Source organism: Pseudomonas sp. St290 (assembly GCF_018325805.1).
GTDB classification, from domain to species: Bacteria; Pseudomonadota; Gammaproteobacteria; order Pseudomonadales; family Pseudomonadaceae; genus Aquipseudomonas; species Aquipseudomonas bijieensis.
Genome location: NZ_AP014703.1, coordinates 3,342,417 through 3,360,309, shown reverse-complemented (window position 1 = coordinate 3,360,309; position 17,893 = coordinate 3,342,417). Strand labels below are relative to the sequence as shown.

Genomic DNA, 17,893 nt, shown 5'->3' with positions numbered 1-17,893 from the left:
TTCCTCAGGACTTTATCGTGGCCATATCGATGACGAAGCGGTACTTCACATCGCTTTTCAACATGCGCTCGTAGGCTTCGTTAATCTTCTGGATGGGAATGATCTCGACGTCCGAGACAATGCCGTGCTCTCCACAGAAATCCAGCATCTCCTGTCCGAATCCGGCCGCTCCACTTGCGCAGCGCGGTCGATCCCATCGGTGCCTCCTGTTGTTGGTCTCAGGCGTTGCCAGCAGCGAACAGCGCTTCCCAGTTGGTGAAGGGACCAAGCGGGATAACCTCCCAATCAATGAGGCCTGCCTTGGCGAGCGGGAACTCGGCCAATGCTGCCTTGGCGACTTCGACAGATTCGGCTTCGGCGATGATCGCGACACCGGGACGATCCTGCCGGAAATAGATATCCCGGATAATGTCGCCCTTGTACATCTGCCAGGTGTGGCGGACTTCGTCCGCCATATGTGGTGCATATTTTTCCATCGTGGCGCCGGGCTGCGGGACGTCGAGGCAAAGCAATTTCATGGTCTTGCTCCTGGATTGGATTTGAGGCGAAATGGCTTATACAGAATTGAATCGACGGGCAGTCTGGGCGACCCGTTTGCCTAGATAAGAGGCGGTATCGAGATCACTGCGAATCGGCGTGAGATCGGCGCCTTGGTCGTTGTTCGACTGCGTCATGGCGCCGAGCCAACTTCCATGACGATTGAGATCGTTTTCGCTACCGGTGCTACTGCTGTTACCCGGCATCATGTCCAGACCAAGCCAGATCATGCCGTGCTGAGCGGCGAACAGCGCCATGGAGACCAGCGAATTCAGCTTGTCGCCGTGCTGCGCGCCAGAATTGGTGAAACCGGCAGCGAGCTTGTCGCGCCACTTGAGTTCGATCCACGCGGCCTTCGTGGAGTCCTCAAAGAACTGCTTGAAGCGAGCGCTGATCATGCCGTTATAAGTCGGTGAGCCGAAGATAATCGCGTCGCTCTTCTCTAGCCGCTCCCAGTCGATCGGACCATCCGCCACGGCGATCAGCCGGACGTCGGCACCGTCGACCGATCTGGCGCCTTCAGCAACTGCCTCGGCCACACGTGCGGTATGACCATAACCACTGTCATACACAATTGAGATCAACTTCATATAACTCCCCCCTGTTCTTTGGCCATACGTGAGATCCATAGGCAGGTAGTTCTTTTGGTGTGAACCACAACGTTGCAAAAGCACAGAGAGACACCGTGTGCTGCTGTGCTACTTTAAAGTAGAATATTAATCAGCATTGGAGGTAATAGTTATCGTCAGTGCGTCCTTTAATTCTACAATCCAAGGGAGCTAGCCGTGCGGGATAGATTCGATGGTGTGCAGCTGTTCGTGGAAGTCGTCGACGCCGGTGGTTTTGCGAAAGCCGGTGAACGGGTTTCCTTGACGCGCTCGGCGGTCGGCAAGGCGATTGCACGTCTAGAGGAGCGACTTGGCGTTCAGCTGTTTCAGCGGACCACGAGAACTCAGTGTCTGACCGAGGACGGCCAGCAGTACTATGAGCGCTGCCTACGTGCGATCGATGAGTTGCGCGCGGGTGAGACCATGCTGGAGAACGGCCGGCGGGAGGTCGTCGGCAAGTTGCGAGTCACGCTTCCTGTTTTGTTCGGGCGCTATCGTGTCGCGCCCATTTTGCGGTCATATGCGCGCCAACATCCCAACCTAGAGCTGGAGCTCAATTTCAGCGACCGCCAGGTTGACTTGATCGCCGAGGGTTTTGACCTCGCAGTGCGCAACGGTCGGCTAGGCAATGGCTCGACCCTGCGTGCGCGCCAGTTAGTCAGTCAACGAAAGGTGCTGTGCGCCTCGCAGGCTTATCTTGAACGACGGGGCGAGCCACACACGTTAGCCGATCTGACTGACCATGACCTACTTCCATACTGGCGCAACGATCACGGTTTGGCGTGGAAGCTTCCCGACGCAAAAGGTGCGCTGGTTGACGTTAATGTCACTTCACGCCTGCGCTTCGACGACTTGGAGGTGATTGCGGATGCCGCCGCCGAGGGCATGGGCCTGGCTTGGCTTCCTTACTGGCTGATCCGGGATCGGATGCAGCAGGGCTCGCTCGTAGAGATATGGGGAGATCGGCCTAGAGCAGCCATGGAGTGCTATGTGGTCTGGCCTGCTGCCCAATATCAGCCGCTTCGATCTCGACTTGCTATCGACGTGCTTGTATGCGAGTTGGAGAAATACCCGCAAGACTGAAAGCACCCTCGATGATTGAAAGGTAAGTCATGCGCCGCTGCATCAGACCCCATTGACCCAAGGAGATATCACATGACAAAAAACAGAAACCGACTCCTGTCGGCGCTATTTTGCGCTGGTGTGGCATTTAGCCTCGGAGCAGGTACGGTGCAGGCACAAGAGACACCCGCGACCGTCGTACGCATTGCCGAATTGGTGATCGATCCGGCACAGCTTGAAGCCTACAAGGTGGCCGTCAGGGAAGAAATGGAAGAATCCATCCGCGTTGAACCTGGCGTGCTCGCCATCTATTCAGTCGCGGAAAAGGGAAAGCCCAACAGTCTTCGTTTTTTCGAGATATACGCTAGCGAGGAAGCCTATCGAGCACACATCGAATCCCCGCACTTCAAGAAATATGTAGCGATCACACAGCCCATGATCTTGTCGCGCAAGCTGATTGAAACACAACCCGTCCAACTCAGCGCCAAAGCGCCACAGCCTGACTGACGACCAACGCCACCTCAATCTTGCGAAGGAGCATGACCAATGAAGCTGAATAACACCGCATTTTATATGGCCGTCGCGACTGTAATCTTGACCCTTGGCGCGCCCATTGCCCAAGCTCAGACACCGCCTCCCCAGGCTCAGCAGGCTAAAGGAAGCGCCCCTGCCTACTACATTGCCGAATTCGAACTGACCGACCCGGAGGGAATCAAGCCATACCGGGATCAGGTGGATGCCACGTTTGAGCGCTACAGCGGACGATACATAGTGCGTGCCCCCGGAGTCAGCCCGCTCGAAGGCAGTCCACCGAGTCATCGGTTGATCATCATCGAGTTCGATAGCCTTGAGCAGGCTCGTGCCTGGTACAACTCACCTGAGTACGCCAAGATCCGGCCCTTCCGGCAGCGATCAGGCCATACCAATGCCTATATCGTCGAAGGCGAGCCGAAGTAGAAAGTGATAACCATGAGCGTGTGGATCAGAGGGGCTTGGAAGACCTGCCATGATCATGTTGATAGCGATCCGTTGGAGCAAATAAACCATGGCCATCGAAAATGATGTTCCAATCCTGCGAATCTTCGAGTTCGTGCTCGATCCACACGACATACCACCGTTTCTCGAAGCAGGCAGGATAAATATTGAGACGTCGTTACGGAGCGAGCCGGGTGTTTTCTCAATGTATTGCGCCGTTGATACAGACGACCCGACCAGGCTCTATGTGGTGGAGGTTTATCGGGATCAGGCGGCTTATCAGGCACACGTGGAATCTGCACATTTCAAGACGTTCCTTCGAGCAAGCGAGGGCAAGGTCATTTCGCGACAGATCATACAAACCTCTCCAGCGGTTCTAGGGGCCAAGAGCTTCGATTGGTGTGTCCAGTAAAATAGATCAGGTATCGAGCCCAATAATGGCTCAAGACCTTACAGATATTTATCACCATCAGTGGGCCGCCCTCTGCCATGGAAGCTCCACGTTTCCATAGGGGGCCGCGTCAACGACCTTCGCGGTCAAGCCCCCTCCTACACAGGCGCTTTCCGATGACACATCACCGCATCGGTCAGTTGGATCAGTTGCTGCATCAAATACACCGAGCCGCATTCGATGATATCGGGCGGGCTGGGCAGTGCCAGGTCCTGCAACGCCAAGTGAAAGCTGATACGCGCCGGGCGGGGTTGCGGCTGCAGAATCCACGGCCAGTCACGTACCGGTTCCGCCAGTGATCGCGCCGGCCTGCTCGACCCCGACTCCCCCCGTGCTTGCGTAAATGAGCGTGATACACCGGTAACTTGCTGCGCTGGTGATGTCGGGTTAATTGGCGCTTGGCTTTCGAGGATCTTGGGAAGCTCAAAGTGCGAGCACGTCGTTTGCCAGCCTTGGCAAAACCATCGGCTTCAACTACCTCAACGAACAATTGCACACCATCGAAATCGGCGACAGCTCAGCACAGGCGAACTAAGTAGAAAGCTGATCGAATGGTGACAAAAACTGACCGCCTTGCTCTGTAGATTCCACTCGGTGACTACCCCAGTCGTATGCCGGAGTTTGGAGACGCATCATGAAACGCATTCAGTACAGCAGATATGGCGGGCCAGAGGTTATGCAGGTTCAAGACTTTGAGCTTCCTACCCCAGGCGAAGGTGAGGTCGGTGTCAGTGTCAAGTTTTCAGCGATCAATCCAATTGACTGGAAGCTGCGGACTGGGCAAATGAAGATCGTTACCGGTCGGAAATTCCCTCGCACGATGGGAATGGATTTCTCTGGCAGGGTTATATCGATCGGCGCCGGCGTCACGCGATTCAAGGTCGGGGACCCGGTGTTTGGACTTGCTCGATTTAAAGAAAGCGGAGCGTTTGGCCATGCTGTTATCACAAAAGAGGCGTTTTTAGCCCATAAGCCGGATGATGTGTCATTCGAGCACGCCGCCTGCCTGGGCACCCCAGGTATAACTGCCTGGAACGGGCTTATAGACAAGGCCAAGCTGCGAGCCGGCCAGCATGTCTTCGTCAATGGATGTGCCGGAGCCGTAGGCGAAGCCGCTGTACAAATAGCTCTGATTCATGGGGCCGTCGTCTCGGGCAGTTGCAGTGACAGGGACATGCAGCGAGCAAAGTCGCTGGGTGTGCAGACTGTTTATGATTATCGGAACATGCAGCTATCGAGTATTGCCACTCGATTCGACGTGGTTTACGACACCGCGGCAACGCTGCCGATATCTAAAGGCGTTGCGACGCTAAAATCGGGAGGCGTGTTTCTTGATCTAAACCCCGGCCTAGGTAAGTTTGTCCGCGCTTTTTTTGATCGCAGACTCAAAATGATCATAGGCTCACCGCGCGCCGAGATATTGGATAAGCTTGCCAAGGCTGCCAGTGAGAGGCGCTACAACGTCCGAGTTGCGGAAACCGTTTCGATGTCCGAGTCGATTCGGCTTATCACTGAGCTTGAGAAAGGCCGTAAGCTCGGCGGTAAAGGTGTCATCGCGATGGAGTAGACATGGCCAGGAGTCACCGTTTGTTTGAGCTAATGCAAGTGCTGCGCCGACATCGTAGAACGGTGTCGGGCCAGACACTTGCGCGGGAGTTGGGCGTTTCATTACGCACCATACGTCGCGATGTGGTGACCTTGCAGGGGATGGGCGCCGACATCGAGGGCGAGCCTGGCTTAGGTTATATTTTGAAACCTGGTTTTCTGTTACCCCCGCTTGCATTTACAGAAGAAGAAATACAGGCGCTTGTAGTCGGTGCCCAGTGGGTCAGTCGTCAGACAGACGATAAATTTGCCCTCGCAGTAAAGAATGCGTTGGCCAAAATCAATGCCGTGTTGCCTCTGGATATGCGTCACACCTTTGACGACGAAACGTTCTACGTGGGCGCCCACTCCAACCTTTCCACTTCAATCGACCTGAGTGAAGTCCGATTCGCATTGCGTGATCAGCGCAAACTGCTTATCACCTTGTCGATATCCCACGCACCTGCAGATAAACAAATTATCTGGCCGATCATGCTGGGCTTCATAGACGCAAAGCGCTTCCTGTCGGCGTGGTGTGAAGCGGACAATCGGTTCCGCGTGATTGCTATGGATGACATTGCAAAACTGGAAGTGCTTGCCGAGCGCTACAGTCGTAACCGGCGCCAGCTTATTAAGGAATGGCGGGCTCATGAGGTCTTGCCTTGTAACGGCTCTGGCGAGGTGTGCTGATCGGAGGAATAAAAGACGTCGGATGTTGCCAGGCATTTTTGCGCTGGGTTAGGTTCGGATAGGGCACCGATACGCCACAAAGGTCGCACAGAGCGCAGTTTCCGGATGAGTCAGTAAGCGGCCAGTAAGATGAAGCAGCGGAGGATAGCGGAGTTTGCAGCTTGGCGATTCGTAAGTCTCCATTCACTGTAGCCAACTGCCCATTTGATCATTGTTTCGCATTGAGTAACGTTAAGATGTCTAGCCTGTGCGCTCTATTGAAAAGCCTGCCCGTTCCGGACCGTTCTGCGAAAATCAATTCGCGGGTCGGCTATATGTGCCTGTTCCTATGAGTCGTATTCTTTTGGTCGAAGACCACGAGCGCTTGGCACATCTTATTTGCAAAGGCTTAACGACCTCTGGAATTGCCGTTGATGTCATTAGCCGCGTCGATAATGCGTGGGCGGCCCTCCAGCAGGTTCCTTATCAGGCGCTGGTACTTGATCGAGGTTTGCCGGACGGGGATGGGCTGATTTTGCTGCGGCGCTTGCGTGACGCGGGAATGGGGCTTCCCTGCCTTGTCCTGACGGCAAGAGATGCGCTGCACGACCGGGTTGAGGGGCTGGACGCTGGCGCCGATGATTATCTACCCAAGCCATTCGCGATGGACGAAATGGTGGCTCGAGTGCGGGCACTTCTGCGTCGACCTGCCGAACACCGCCCCTTAGCGCCTTCCCATGGCGAACTCAGTGTGCAACCTGATACCGGCATGATGTGCAATGCCGATGCAAGCATCGCCCTGGCGCCTGCGGAAATGCAGATCATGTTGCTGTTACTTCGCAAGCCGGGAGAGCTCGTCCGTCGTAATGCAATTGAGGCTGCCGCATGGGGGCTAGGTGACGCAGTGACACCGAATGCTCTGGATGTGGCGCTCCATCGAATTCGCCGCAAACTAATATCCATCGGCTGCCCTCAACGAATTGTTAATTTGCGAGGTTTTGGATATGCGTTACGCCAATGCGATGTGGCGCCATAGTATTAGCTTTAAAATGCTGCTTGCCTACGTCGCTGGGGTGCTGCTGAGTATCCTCCTGATCGCGTCAGCGGCACTCGCTCTAATCGTTTCAGAAAGCGATGTTTTTCTGACCGCGGATGTGGCCGAGCGTAGCCATGAGTTGGCGAACAAACTTCAGTTTGATAGTGCTGGCACGCCTATCGGATTCGATAGCAGCCAGGATAATCGAATCTGGAGCTATAAAAGCCTGGGCCAGGAAATCGGCTATCGAGTGCTGGATTCCGCTGCGAATGTCAGATTGACGTCCACTGAGGATAAATTCTGGCCTTCTAACATAGTAATTACCCGATCAGAGAGCGGAGCATTCAACTTCGAGCGTGAAGGCCTGTTGATGTACGCTGCAACGTCCTCTGTCGAGCATGACGGCAGAACCTGGTACTTGCAGTTTGCGGCCAGTAAGAGGTTGATGGAGCTGCTCCATGTCGGGTTCGCCTGGCCGTTCATGGGGGCTGGCATTGTCCTCTTCAGCCTGGTATTGCTTTTTGTATTCGGCGGCTGCGCATACGTTACGCTGGGCTACACGCTTAAACCTTTACGTGAGGTATCGGAGTCTGCGGCCGCAATTTCCCCTCGGTCTCTGCATTCCAGATTAGCGGTAAAAACTGTGCCATCCGAAATTGCACCGCTGGTGGCCAGCTTTAACCATACGCTTGAGCGCTTAGAGCATGGGTACCGTGTACAACAGGATTTTCTGGCAACAGCTGCACACGAACTGAAAACGCCGCTGGCACTGATACGCGCACAAATCGAATTGATGGAGCAGAGCGAAGGTCGCAGTTCACTACTCAGCGATGTCGCCCACATGACGCGGCAGGTTCAACAACTGTTGCTTTTGGCCGAAGCCAGTGAGGTACAAAATTACAGCCTTGCAGCCGTTAATACCCTGGACGTTGCAAACGAAGCCATCTTTTATCTGCGACGAATGGCCGACGCAGCGGGCGTCCGCCTCATTCTGGTAAACAGTACTGCTGCGCTGTGCTTATGGCAGGCCGACCGCAGCGCCCTTTTTACGCTACTGAAAAACCTGCTTGAGAATGCTATCCAGCATGCCCCGCGGGGCACTGAAGTCCATGTAACGCTTGATGAAAACTCCCTGACTGTACGTGATTGGGGCGCTGGTGTGGGGCCAGAGCAGCTATCGCAGGTATTTGCTCGTTTCTGGCGCGGCTCTCATCGACGCGACCATGGCGCCGGATTAGGCCTGACTATTTGCCAAGAGATCGCGCGGGCGCACCGATGGACACTTTCTGCCCGAAGAGCGGAGCCTGGCCTGATCTTTTGCTTGTGTCGATCGGAAAGCTGATCAGCTAGATCGAAGGAGGCCGGATCAGCTTTCCGGGTACCTCAGCGATTCAGTTGCCTCTGCGTGATACTGTAGATCGTAGTACTTTCCAGAATAACTTAGAGTCTTTTGCGGTTTTCCATACTCACTGCGTAATGCGAGAACAGTCTCAATTCCCGAAATATCTAATTTAGCACGTGGATCAAGTCCGTCTTGCTGGACCAACAGCATTTCATAAGTTTGGCCGACCATGGTTTCTGATAAGTTCGGCATATTTTTACTCAGGATCGCTATTGCTTCAGCCTTGTTTGTTGGGTTACGGAGCCACTCGATAGCCTGCATATACGCACGAATGTAGCCGACTAACTCAACGTGATTGTGTTTCGCCCAATCGCGGCGCGCGGCACCGACCGATGCTTGATAGTGACCCAGTACATCTTCCACATTGGCAAGAACATTGAAGCCCTTTTGTTGAGCGGCCGCATGTAATGGCGAGATAAGAAGCGTGCCAGCATATTTATTCTCAACTAACGTTTGGTAACGCTGACGCAACCCACCCACGCTGACAAACTCGACATCCGCCGCCCCTAGACCGCCCTCCTTCAGTAACTCACGGAGCACGAATGAGTAGCCTGTGGTTTGAGCATCCACTGAGAGTTGTTTACCTTTGAGGTCGGCGTATTTTTTTATCTCCGGCGAGGTCACTAGCCGGAGGAAGCCTTTGTTGCTGGCGCCCATGAAGGCGAATAAATCCGGGTTCCGCTGCGTACGGGCTTCACCTTGCCCTTCTGTATAGGCAATAACATTGTCGATGCCAGTCATCGCGATGTCGAAATCTCCTTCAATGAGTCCGGCAAGCTGAAATTTCGAATCCGGGGTTGGGGTCAGTGAAACGGTTATTCCGCTGCGGCTAAAATAGCCGAGTTCTTGGGCTACCCAAATAGGCCAATCATGAGGAGATGGAAACGACACAACGGATATTGGGGTCATTTTTCGATCTCCTGCAGGTAGCGCATTTTTGGTTAAATCAGAGACCTGAGTGCATCTCTTTGCCCGTTGCTCCTCAACCAGCAGAGCTACCCTTTTATCAGCCTCATTCTCTACACTTGCTGCGTTGAAGTAACGCACGCCAATAGCGATGGGAATGATGACCTTCCAAGAACCGCGCTTCGCTTGAACTGCATTCTCACGTGTAGCGCGTGCCTGATCTAATTGATTGACGATTGCAGGACAATCCAGCGAAGAAAACACAGACTCCGACATTTCGCTTCTTGGGATGTTCGCGCAACCCGTTACAACTAGCGCAAGTGAAAACAACAAGAGTAGTTTGGACATTAGCCTTCCTTTTTAAGCCGAAGCGTGTCACTTCCGACCGGAGAGGTGAGGAGTGAGCTGAATTTCATCAACTTGACGAGGTACTCGCGGTGACCTCGGTTGGGATGAGATGCAACTTTAGGACGAGGCGCCTTACCAGATACTTACGGAGCATGTGCTCTAGACAACTCTCATTGAGAGTTCTTTATCAAAAGCCAAAAGTGTCGAGCGTTCCAGCTACAGGCTTCGATACAATCATCAGCCTGCGCGGGAATTTAAAGAGCGCCCTCAGCGCGACTCGGAGGGGCGTATATGAATGTGGTTCGACTCAGCCTAGCCGATTTGTCGCGGGATCATTGTCGGACGTGCATTTCGAGATAAAGGTTCTTCGCAGGCTGGATGTGAGCTTTGGACAAGCTAACGAGCGAATCCCGATCTTGTCTTTCCAATGCGTCGATCATTGCTTCGTGCTGGGGTAGTCACCCTACCCTGACTTCCGATAAGCCTCAGCTTAGACAGCGAAGCTGAATGCGTCGCTTAAGAACATGCCTCACACACCGTTCACTTTACGGCAAAGGTATCCAGTCGCGGTGGCTGGATCACTGCCGGGGGGCAGGCACGTAATTGCTCGGGCATCGCATATGGCTGGGGGCAAATGTGGGGGCATCGCGAGATTTTTTCGAGCTGACAACACCACTCTAGAGCCAAGTCAAAATGTTTTTTGGCGACCCTGAGAGTCTTTAGGCGTCGTCGGATAGGCTGTTTATCTGATCATTTTTGCCTTTCCACAAACCATGGAGCTCCATTCACTTCCAATGGATTGCTACATTTGGGGCACATCTGAGGACATGATTTGGATGGTTTGAAAAGGATGCCCCCAGCCTGAGGCTCAACAGCGCACTCCTAGAAAGAGTCGCATGCAGCTGTTCCCAAATCGCCGCCGAGCGCTATCCGATCACATCAGCTTGTCGGTTACTTCTTCTGGCACTTCTGAAATACTGCCAGCCCGGTGCAGGCACGCGATACGGCCCTCCCCCCTCCCGAACATAGCGGCATGGCCCAAAGGTGAAATGCGGAGACCAACACGATCAATGAGGAACGGGTGTAAGGGTATGGTGAAGTTACCTTCCCGTTCTTATGGCCGGGATCGGGTACCTGAGTTGCCGGACGGCGAGCCACTTTCTTCCCGTGAGTCCCACCTAAGTCAATGCAAGGCCTCCTGGTAGCAGACTTGCCGGCTGAGGTTTTGACTCAATGGGTCCGATAGCACCATAGTGGCCCAGCGACCTTTCAATAGGAATGGTGCGTTTTACCCATCAGACCAGGATGCAAGACCAATCAGGGAGTGATCGATGTTCACCTATGACGTAGCCCAGCCTACGGATCAAATGCTGCTAAACGAAATCCTAAATCTCGATAACGGGGAGCCTCTGGATGTAGACAGGTTCCTGAGGCGCGATTTGGTGGTCGTAATACAGGACAGGAACGAACTCGCCGGCCGCTACGCTCGCGACCCAAATCAGCCATGGCTGGTATGCAGGATTTGCGGCGGTGCGGTGATGCTCGTGCTTACGCAACAGCGGCGGTTTCACTTCCGTCACCATCCGGATGAAGAAGGCACCAGGGGCTGCCCGATATCGACTAAGGGGGCATTCAGCGCTGATCAGATTAATCGGATGAAATACAACGCTGCGAAAGAAAGCGCGGCTCACCTGCGACTCAAAGGCATTATCAGGGACAGCTTATATGCCGATTCGGCCTGCTCCGAACCGGAGGTTGAAAAGGTATGGCGTGGGATGCCCATCGCTGACCGGGCAAGATGGCGCAAGCCTGATGTTCAAGTTTACCGAAAGCAGCAGCGGTTTGCGTTTGAAGTCCAGCTGTCCACTACCTTTCTTACGGAGATCGTAGGCAGAAGAGAGTTCTACCGGGTCAACGGTGGTGCCATCGTATGGGTTTTCGAGGGCTTCAACCCCCAAGAAAACCGTACCGCTGAACAGGATATTTTCTACCTCAATAACCTGAACGTCTTCGTTGTGAATGAGCGAACGTTGGAGCGCTCCCGAGAAGCAAAACGTATGGCGCTGACCTGCTGGTACGCGGTTCCACATCTCAAAGGTCGGATGATCTTCAACGAATGGCATGAAGAAGAGGTATTTCTTGATCAGCTAACTGTCGATACGGAACAGCAACTGGTCTATTTCTACGACTATGTGACTCACCGAAAAGAGCTGGAGGAAACGATCGCTCCTGCCCGACTTTGCCAAGAATTCCACGACTTTTGGCTAGAGCACGGTACCAGCGAGGAGCCCGAGGCTGACTTGGCCTGGAGCGAGTTGCGAGAACGTATGACTCTCGCAATGCCTCAGATTTTGCTGCCTCGCTCATTTCATGAGGGCCGATTTCATGGCGCAGTATCCATTGTTCTCAGCGCAAGATATGGTCGCCCCATTGGCTACCGCCTGCCCCGCCTAATCAATGTGACGAACACCGCATTCGACTACTACAAAGCCTACTTGTTGCCTTTCGGCTGGACACTGGAAGCTTTCCACCAAGCAGAGTCGTTGGCCTCCCAGGACACGAAAAAGACGTGGGAAAAACGCCGCAAAATCATTCGAGAAGCTCTGCGAAGCAAAGATCCGGCATACCGCCAAGACCTCAAATACAATCGGTTGTTTGCGTTCTTGGTGCCTGAGATCAAGGAAGAACTTGCGGCTGAGAGACATTGGTGAGAAAAGGCTTGGCTCACCCCTGGCCTTTCACGCCTAGTAGCTCATTGGCGCGTTTACTCTCCACATGAGAGTCGCCTTAGAAAAGCGCGCGGGCTTAGATGCTGATCACCTCACCTCCGCCACGAATACCCACACATTCGCGGCAAACGTAATCAGTCATAGCAGTCCGTTCGTTGACATGCGTAAAGTGCAAACCGGCCTGGCATCAGTAACGGTGTTGCAGCTGCCCGCGACATCCTTCAGTTCATCGCACGACAATAGCTGTATTTATGAACAGTATCAATAATCTGCTAAATCGAGCACATGCTAGACGCTGTGCCAGCATTTTGATAGCGTCGAGTGCAATTTAGCGACACCGGGACGGCGCGCGACAGCTCAATCTCGGAATGGATTAACCGGTAATAGGCGGGGCGGTCGAGTTTTGATTAACACATCGATTGGGGCATTTAACGGGCCGAGTTGGGAAGCACTGATGCAACTGGTTCTTAAAAAAAAGTATGCTGCTGAGGGTTATCAGCATGTTCCGGCCTCAGGTGGTGATTTCGGCATTGAGGGATTTACCCGAGAAACCGGTCATGCGTTTCAATGCTACTGCCCAGACTTTCACTATGAGCGCAAAGAGCTCTATGCTCATCAGCGCACAAAAATAACAAGCGACCTGAACAGCTTGAGAAATTATGCAACCGGCCTTCAATCGATACTCGGCGAAACAAGAATAAAAAACTGGTATCTCATTACACCTGACGTCATTAACAAAGATCTCATCGTGCACGCGGTCAAAAAGCAAAACGAGGTTCGCGACTGGGGCCTGCCGCACTTGCACGAAGAATTCACCGTTTATGTGCACGACGCGGGCTACTACATGAACGAGATCAATGAGGTGCGCCAAATTGAAGGTGCGCCAATCACGATCGCCCGCGAAACACCGAAGATCCCGGAACTGAACGACGAAAAGACAGACTACGAAGGCAATCTAGAGCGCAAAACCAAGTTGCGCGCAGGGGATAAAGGTGAATCTGCTTTCGAGGGGCTACTCAAACTGACTCGACGTGCTTTTTTGGATCATGATCCATTCTTCCACCAGCTGTACAACTCCCACCCACATACCTACTGGCAAGTCGCTCGGACATTGCACGGACTTGAGGAGAGAGTTGAAGAAATGAGTTATGAGCTCACCGGCAACCCTGACAATCTGGTCAGCACGGTACGAACGAGCCTCACGCAACACCTCAAGGATGACAAGCTATTAAATATTGATGCGACCATGGCGGACGACATCGTCAAGAGAACCGTGGCACGCTGGCTCGCTGTCTGCCGAATGGACTTCCGGTAAAAATGGCCACCTTAAAATTCACATCACGTCCAATGCCAGTACTTGTCGACCTCAGGCCGATGTACAAGATATGCCAAGCCTTACTCATACTCGACAGAACGGGCTATAAAGGAAAGTGCAGCTTAGTGAAGCTCCACTTGATGAATTGGGCGATCAAAGAACAGCGCCACGTGAACACCATGATTTTGGCAGCAGAGTTGGGTGAAATCACGTTGCCAATATGGGGGTTTGACCCAGCACTCTCGATTGCCCTGCAGCTGGCCTGCGGCGACCAACTGATCGAGCCCACCAAAACCGGTTTCATGCTCACGGACAAGGGGCGGGAGTTGGTCAAGAAGATAATGTCTGACGGCACTGTGATGACAGACGAAAAGGCTGCACTCATCGCCATCGGTAGAAAGATTACGGAAGATATGGTCAAGACCGTATCCAAGGAATGGGACTAAAACGTGTTCATCAAAGGCATCAGAATCTTTATCGAAACAGACGACGGCCCCTACGGCTTTCTCGCATTTTTCAATCGGAACCTCAACATTATTCGTGGTCGGAACTCTGCGGGCAAAAGTACCATTGTGCAGAGCATTCTTTATGCGCTCGGCATGGAGCAGATTTTCGGGGCCCAAAACGACAAAGCGCTTACTTACGTACTAAAGGATTATGTCGACAATGATGGCCTGCGCTGCAATATCATCCGCTCCTGGGTCACCATGGAAATGGAGTCCCTTGGAAAGACCATCACGGTAACGCGCAAAATTAAAGATGAGGGCTTCGACACTCGCCTCATCGAGGTGCAGGAATGTGCCGGCCTCACTGAAGGCCAGACTGCTGAGGGGCGGTTTCTGTTTCTTCATGACTCCGGCAGCGCTATCTACAATGATGGGTACTACACCTACCTTGAAAAATTCCTTGGGCTTAATCTTCCGTCGGTTCCAGACAAGAATGGCAACCCAAGAAAGCTGTACCTGCAATACGTCTTTGCAGCGATGGCCATCGAGCAGAAACGGGGCTGGACAGACTACATTGCCAACCTGCCCTACTTCGGCATTCGGGATGCGCGCATAAAGGTCGTTGACTACCTGGTCGGTACCAATGTCTTCGAACTGGAGACTGAGAAAGCCAGGCTCGATGTCGAAGCCCTGACGCTTCACAACCTTTGGGCCGACATTACCAAATCCATTCATAGCGACGCCCTCAAAAATCTTGTGAAGGTGGCTCACCTTCCCAAGTCTCCGGTCACAGAGTTTGACCCCCGTAGCGTCCAACTTTTCAAGGTGATGGCCAACGGTAACAACGTGGCTCTGGGCGAACACAAACGCGCGCAACTGCAAACCCTGACCAAACTTCAAAAGGACGAAACGGCGTGGAAGGATACGACTCCTGCGGAAACACTCCGCGCTATCGATGCCGAAACTGAGCACCTGCAGCGGTTGACCGTGGCTTATGAGTCGTCGCTTGGAGACCTCACACTCCACCGGGCCTCAAAAAATGCAAACCTTCAGCATATCAAGCAAGCGGAAGATGAGCTGATCAAGAACGAGGCCACTCATAAGCTGGTCAAGTACGGTGCCTCGCTCGATCTCAATATTTCGAAGAACGTTTGTCCGGCATGCTATCAGAGCGTGGGTAAATCCCTTATAGACCTGTCCGAGCAAGTGCCGCACATGGACATCGAAACGAACATTAACTACCTCAAGTCGCAAATTATTATGCTTGAGCGTGACAATGCTGCGATTGAACGTTCGATGCGGGAGGTGGCAGTTGCAAATGAAAACTTTACAAAACAAATTTCCGACTCGAAGAGCAGGCTTCGTGCTCTGAGATCTGACCTGACAACGACATCCGTTGTCTCCAAGGCAAACATGCGCCTCCAGCTTCAGATCGAAATCAATCTTGAAGATATCGGAAAGTTCTCACGGCGCATTGATGAACACCTTATCCAGCTGGGAGATATCGCTGAACAGTTCGCTACCAACCAAGAAGCCCGAGCAGAACTACCAAGCGACATATATACCGATGACGACTTGAAAAAGTACGATCTGTTTGAAAAATTCTTCAGATCTTATGTGGGCGAATTTGACTACCAGAGTGCCCCAGTGAAGGACGTCAAGTTCAACATTGACAACCTGCTTCCGGAGCTTGAAAAAATCGAGCTGAGAGAGATTCAAAACAGCAAGTTTAGCGAACTCAAAAAGGCATCTACTCGCAGCACATCACGCGACAGCACCAACATAGCATCCGAATCCAGTGCGAGCGATTTTGTCCGTCTGATATGGAGTTACATCCTTTCAATTTATGAAACGTCTGCACATGAAACCGTCAAGGGCAATCACCCTGGCTTCCTGCTGTTTGATGAGCCCGGGCAGCACTCCATGGCCACAAAGAGCCAGCGAGCCCTGTTCAAATGCCTTAACAAGTTGGAGGGGTTACAAAGTATCGTGGCTGCGTCGTTCGATGACAGCGAACCCGCCTACCTTGAAGCCACCGCAGATGTGACGTTCAAACTCATCAAGCTGGGGAAAAAAGCCATCGTGCCCGACGGAGACACCACACCGGTAGGCGATGACTAGCCGTCACTGATTCAGCCCTGCTCTTGGCATACGTGGGCCATTATGCCAAGAGCAGCCGGCCTACAAACACCTAGGAGTTGCTGAAAACCCAGTCAGGCACCGAAGCCGTGGCTTGCGAGATGCGTCCTCAAAAAGCTGTTCTTCAGAACTTTTGGAAGGAGTACGTCAGCTTCGTGATTATGTAAATGAAACCGATCAGCACAACGATCCCCCATGTGCAGCGCGATAAAGCTGAGCGACAGGAACAACAGCGCGAGCAGGAAAGCCAGTTGAGCCCAAAGTGATGCCGTGAGGCCGACCTTACCATTACTATTAGCAATCATCCGGGTACGCCCACGAGGGCCATTGGAGAAACAAGCAAGGTCCCCTTCCGTGTGCTCGGTGGCGTTTGAGCCCATCTTCCAGCGTCGGGCGACAAACCGTGTCGCCTAGTCTGCCGGGGTGGCCAAGGCGACAGCGGCAGGTGATCGTCTGCAACGACACCGATGGCCTAGCAGGACTTTGCATCAGGGCATCCAGGTACGCCCCTTCCTCGCGAAGCGCTTCCGGCAAATCGATTCTCAGCGTGTTTGATTGACGGCGCATGCGGGGCGGCTCAGGAAGGATGACTACTCGTGTACCGTCGGCGACTTGGGGCATCGCTGGGGGCAAGATCAAATATTTTTGACCTGAAACCACCGTCCTAGAGCTATGTCAAAATATTTTTTGGCGAGCCTGACAGTCTCTAGGTTTCGTCGGACGGGCTGTTTATCTGAGCATTTCAGCCTTTCCACAAACCATGGAGCGCCATTCACTTCCAGTGGATTGCTACATTGGGGGCACATCTGAGGACATGATTTGGATGGTTTGAAAAGGCTGCCCCCAGCCTGAGGTCCAGCAGCCCTCTCCTCAAAACCTCACCCGCTGCGGTTCACAACCACGCAAGAACGTTCTCACGCTCCTGCCGACGCAGCGGGCGAGTAAAATTTCAGATCGACTGAGGCATAGATGGACACACATCCAAGCTTTGTATATCCAGGTGCCCATCAGAAAAATTACCGCGCTACGGCGATGCACTTGATCTCCACGAGCAGGCCGGGGCGAGCCAGTTCACCGACACCTATGCATGTCCATGCACAAGTGCCCCTGGGAAAGACTTCATCTTTCACGCGTCTAAAAATGGGCATATGGCGGTGCATATCGACGTGATAAGTTGTCATTTCGACGACATCTTCAAATTCGCAGCCACCGGCTTTCAAGACAAGCCGAAGATTGTCCCATGCTGCCAAAAACTGCTGCTCGGGGTCTTCGATAACTGATAATTCCGGCGTCCGGCCTACCTGACCAGCGCAATAAAGAGTTTTTCCTACCTTTACAGCTGGTGCATAACCAGCATGCTCGTAGAGCAATCTCATGCTATCTGGAACAATAATCTGACGATCAGTCATGGTTGTGGGGCCCAAAATATAAACGGATACGAAAGCTGACCCAGGCGCCAGAGCGGCGTCCACTCGGGTCACTCCTCATTAATCAATCAAATCCGGCAGGTATTAGGCGGACGCTTACGTGGAATCTGAACAGTTCAACCAGCCTCCTGCTTCCTTCGATGGGTAGGATAATCAAAGGCCCACCGAAATCGCCGCAGCTGCATTCCCCGTAGAAATCCTAGCCTGTGGCGAAAGAGCTATCGAGAGCCGTCTGTTTCCCCCCTTTCCTCTGAATCTG

At 53.1% G+C, this 17,893-nt stretch carries 17 protein-coding genes and 2 pseudogenes; 12 read left to right on the top strand and 7 right to left on the bottom strand.

Features of this window, described 5'->3' with window-relative positions; translation table 11 throughout:
• Positions 1 to 4 precede the first annotated feature (4 nt).
• The 3 genes and pseudogenes from PBDP_RS14825 to PBDP_RS14815 form a co-directional block, all read right to left on the bottom strand.
• Positions 5 to 154: pseudogene (locus tag PBDP_RS14825) on the bottom strand (NAD(P)-dependent alcohol dehydrogenase); the annotation flags it as partial.
• A 64-nt stretch (positions 155 to 218) separates the two neighbouring features.
• Positions 219 to 518: a superoxide dismutase gene (locus PBDP_RS14820; RefSeq protein ID WP_109754029.1), complete on the bottom strand. Its 300-nt coding sequence runs from the start codon at positions 516 to 518 to the stop codon at positions 219 to 221.
• 36 nt (positions 519 to 554) lie between these two features.
• Positions 555 to 1,127, bottom strand: a complete 573-nt coding sequence (locus tag PBDP_RS14815; RefSeq protein ID WP_109754028.1) for a flavodoxin family protein — start codon at positions 1,125 to 1,127, stop codon at positions 555 to 557.
• A gap of 195 nt (positions 1,128 to 1,322) precedes the next feature.
• Here PBDP_RS14815 and PBDP_RS14810 point away from each other — a divergent pair, with 195 nt between their 5' ends.
• The 4 genes from PBDP_RS14810 to PBDP_RS14795 all read left to right on the top strand — a co-directional run bounded on the left by PBDP_RS14810 (position 1,323) and on the right by PBDP_RS14795 (position 3,594).
• Complete coding sequence (locus PBDP_RS14810; RefSeq protein WP_109754027.1) at positions 1,323 to 2,228, top strand: LysR family transcriptional regulator; 906 nt, start codon at positions 1,323 to 1,325, stop codon at positions 2,226 to 2,228.
• Between the two features lie 72 nt (positions 2,229 to 2,300).
• Positions 2,301 to 2,714, top strand: a complete 414-nt coding sequence (locus PBDP_RS14805) for a putative quinol monooxygenase (protein WP_109754026.1) — start codon at positions 2,301 to 2,303, stop codon at positions 2,712 to 2,714.
• Positions 2,715 to 2,753: 39 nt separating this feature from the next.
• Complete coding sequence (locus tag PBDP_RS14800; RefSeq protein ID WP_109754025.1) at positions 2,754 to 3,164, top strand: DUF1330 domain-containing protein; 411 nt, start codon at positions 2,754 to 2,756, stop codon at positions 3,162 to 3,164.
• An 88-nt stretch (positions 3,165 to 3,252) separates the two neighbouring features.
• The gene (locus PBDP_RS14795) at positions 3,253 to 3,594 is read left to right on the top strand and encodes a putative quinol monooxygenase (RefSeq protein WP_212802453.1); all 342 of its coding nucleotides are present in this window, start codon (positions 3,253 to 3,255) and stop codon (positions 3,592 to 3,594) included.
• Positions 3,595 to 3,755: 161 nt separating this feature from the next.
• Here PBDP_RS14795 and PBDP_RS29925 read toward each other — a convergent pair.
• Positions 3,756 to 3,929, bottom strand: a pseudogene (locus PBDP_RS29925) (LysR family transcriptional regulator); the annotation flags it as partial.
• A 338-nt stretch (positions 3,930 to 4,267) separates the two neighbouring features.
• Here PBDP_RS29925 and PBDP_RS14790 point away from each other — a divergent pair.
• The 4 genes from PBDP_RS14790 (at position 4,268) to PBDP_RS14775 (ending at position 8,264) form a co-directional block, all read left to right on the top strand.
• Positions 4,268 to 5,200 carry an NAD(P)-dependent alcohol dehydrogenase gene (locus PBDP_RS14790; protein WP_109754024.1) on the top strand — a complete coding sequence of 311 codons (933 nt, stop codon included), beginning with the start codon at positions 4,268 to 4,270 and terminating at the stop codon, positions 5,198 to 5,200.
• A gap of 2 nt (positions 5,201 to 5,202) precedes the next feature.
• Entirely contained in the window at positions 5,203 to 5,907 is a 705-nt protein-coding gene (locus PBDP_RS14785) for a helix-turn-helix transcriptional regulator (RefSeq protein WP_109754023.1), read from the top strand.
• 328 nt (positions 5,908 to 6,235) lie between these two features.
• The gene (locus tag PBDP_RS14780) at positions 6,236 to 6,922 is read left to right on the top strand and encodes a response regulator transcription factor (protein WP_109754022.1); all 687 of its coding nucleotides are present in this window, start codon (positions 6,236 to 6,238) and stop codon (positions 6,920 to 6,922) included.
• A complete protein-coding gene (locus tag PBDP_RS14775) occupies positions 6,891 to 8,264 on the top strand; it encodes a sensor histidine kinase (RefSeq protein WP_109754021.1) in 1,374 nt (457 codons plus the stop codon). Before PBDP_RS14780 ends, PBDP_RS14775 begins: the two co-directional genes overlap by 32 nt.
• 24 nt (positions 8,265 to 8,288) lie before the next feature.
• Here the strand turns inward: PBDP_RS14775 and PBDP_RS14770 are convergent, their stop codons facing one another.
• Positions 8,289 to 9,578: an ABC transporter substrate-binding protein gene (locus PBDP_RS14770; RefSeq protein WP_109754020.1), complete on the bottom strand. Its 1,290-nt coding sequence runs from the start codon at positions 9,576 to 9,578 to the stop codon at positions 8,289 to 8,291.
• A gap of 1,331 nt (positions 9,579 to 10,909) precedes the next feature.
• On the opposite strand from PBDP_RS14770, the gene PBDP_RS14765 reads away from it, so the two are divergent.
• From PBDP_RS14765 to PBDP_RS14750, 4 genes are all read left to right on the top strand, one after another.
• Positions 10,910 to 12,289: a DUF6035 family protein gene (locus tag PBDP_RS14765; RefSeq protein ID WP_109755460.1), complete on the top strand. Its 1,380-nt coding sequence runs from the start codon at positions 10,910 to 10,912 to the stop codon at positions 12,287 to 12,289.
• Positions 12,290 to 12,761: 472 nt separating this feature from the next.
• Positions 12,762 to 13,622: a hypothetical protein gene (locus PBDP_RS14760; protein ID WP_109755459.1), complete on the top strand. Its 861-nt coding sequence runs from the start codon at positions 12,762 to 12,764 to the stop codon at positions 13,620 to 13,622.
• A gap of 2 nt (positions 13,623 to 13,624) precedes the next feature.
• Entirely contained in the window at positions 13,625 to 14,068 is a 444-nt protein-coding gene (locus PBDP_RS14755; protein WP_109755458.1) for a hypothetical protein, read from the top strand.
• 3 nt (positions 14,069 to 14,071) lie between these two features.
• On the top strand, positions 14,072 to 16,189 hold the full coding sequence (locus tag PBDP_RS14750) for an AAA family ATPase (protein ID WP_109755457.1): 2,118 nt from the start codon (positions 14,072 to 14,074) through the stop codon (positions 16,187 to 16,189).
• A gap of 92 nt (positions 16,190 to 16,281) precedes the next feature.
• On the opposite strand, the gene PBDP_RS14745 is transcribed toward PBDP_RS14750, so the two are convergent.
• Together PBDP_RS14745 and PBDP_RS14740 are read right to left on the bottom strand one after the other, a co-directional pair.
• Positions 16,282 to 16,512 (bottom strand): hypothetical protein, encoded by a 231-nt coding sequence (locus PBDP_RS14745; protein ID WP_146206877.1) that lies wholly within the window; start codon positions 16,510 to 16,512, stop codon positions 16,282 to 16,284.
• Positions 16,513 to 17,223: 711 nt separating this feature from the next.
• Positions 17,224 to 17,616, bottom strand: coding sequence for a RidA family protein (locus tag PBDP_RS14740; RefSeq protein WP_109755476.1), 393 nt, complete (start codon positions 17,614 to 17,616; stop codon positions 17,224 to 17,226).
• Positions 17,617 to 17,893: the final 277 nt, after the last annotated feature.

Bases quoted from the DNA above. Each gene is read 5' to 3' on its own strand.
- PBDP_RS14820 (WP_109754029.1), bottom strand. From the start codon at position 518: ATGAAATTGCTTTGCCTCGACGTCCCGCAGCCCGGCGCCACGATGGAA.
- PBDP_RS14815 (WP_109754028.1), bottom strand. From the start codon at position 1,127: ATGAAGTTGATCTCAATTGTGTATGACAGTGGTTATGGTCATACCGCA.
- PBDP_RS14805 (WP_109754026.1), top strand. From the start codon at position 2,301: ATGACAAAAAACAGAAACCGACTCCTGTCGGCGCTATTTTGCGCTGGT.
- PBDP_RS14800 (WP_109754025.1), top strand. From the start codon at position 2,754: ATGAAGCTGAATAACACCGCATTTTATATGGCCGTCGCGACTGTAATC.
- PBDP_RS14795 (WP_212802453.1), top strand. From the start codon at position 3,253: ATGGCCATCGAAAATGATGTTCCAATCCTGCGAATCTTCGAGTTCGTG.
- PBDP_RS14790 (WP_109754024.1), top strand. From the start codon at position 4,268: ATGAAACGCATTCAGTACAGCAGATATGGCGGGCCAGAGGTTATGCAG.
- PBDP_RS14785 (WP_109754023.1), top strand. From the start codon at position 5,203: ATGGCCAGGAGTCACCGTTTGTTTGAGCTAATGCAAGTGCTGCGCCGA.
- PBDP_RS14780 (WP_109754022.1), top strand. From the start codon at position 6,236: ATGAGTCGTATTCTTTTGGTCGAAGACCACGAGCGCTTGGCACATCTT.
- PBDP_RS14775 (WP_109754021.1), top strand. From the start codon at position 6,891: ATGCGTTACGCCAATGCGATGTGGCGCCATAGTATTAGCTTTAAAATG.
- PBDP_RS14770 (WP_109754020.1), bottom strand. From the start codon at position 9,578: ATGTCCAAACTACTCTTGTTGTTTTCACTTGCGCTAGTTGTAACGGGT.
- PBDP_RS14765 (WP_109755460.1), top strand. From the start codon at position 10,910: ATGTTCACCTATGACGTAGCCCAGCCTACGGATCAAATGCTGCTAAAC.
- PBDP_RS14760 (WP_109755459.1), top strand. From the start codon at position 12,762: ATGCAACTGGTTCTTAAAAAAAAGTATGCTGCTGAGGGTTATCAGCAT.
- PBDP_RS14755 (WP_109755458.1), top strand. From the start codon at position 13,625: ATGGCCACCTTAAAATTCACATCACGTCCAATGCCAGTACTTGTCGAC.
- PBDP_RS14745 (WP_146206877.1), bottom strand. From the start codon at position 16,512: ATGATTGCTAATAGTAATGGTAAGGTCGGCCTCACGGCATCACTTTGG.
- PBDP_RS14740 (WP_109755476.1), bottom strand. From the start codon at position 17,616: ATGACTGATCGTCAGATTATTGTTCCAGATAGCATGAGATTGCTCTAC.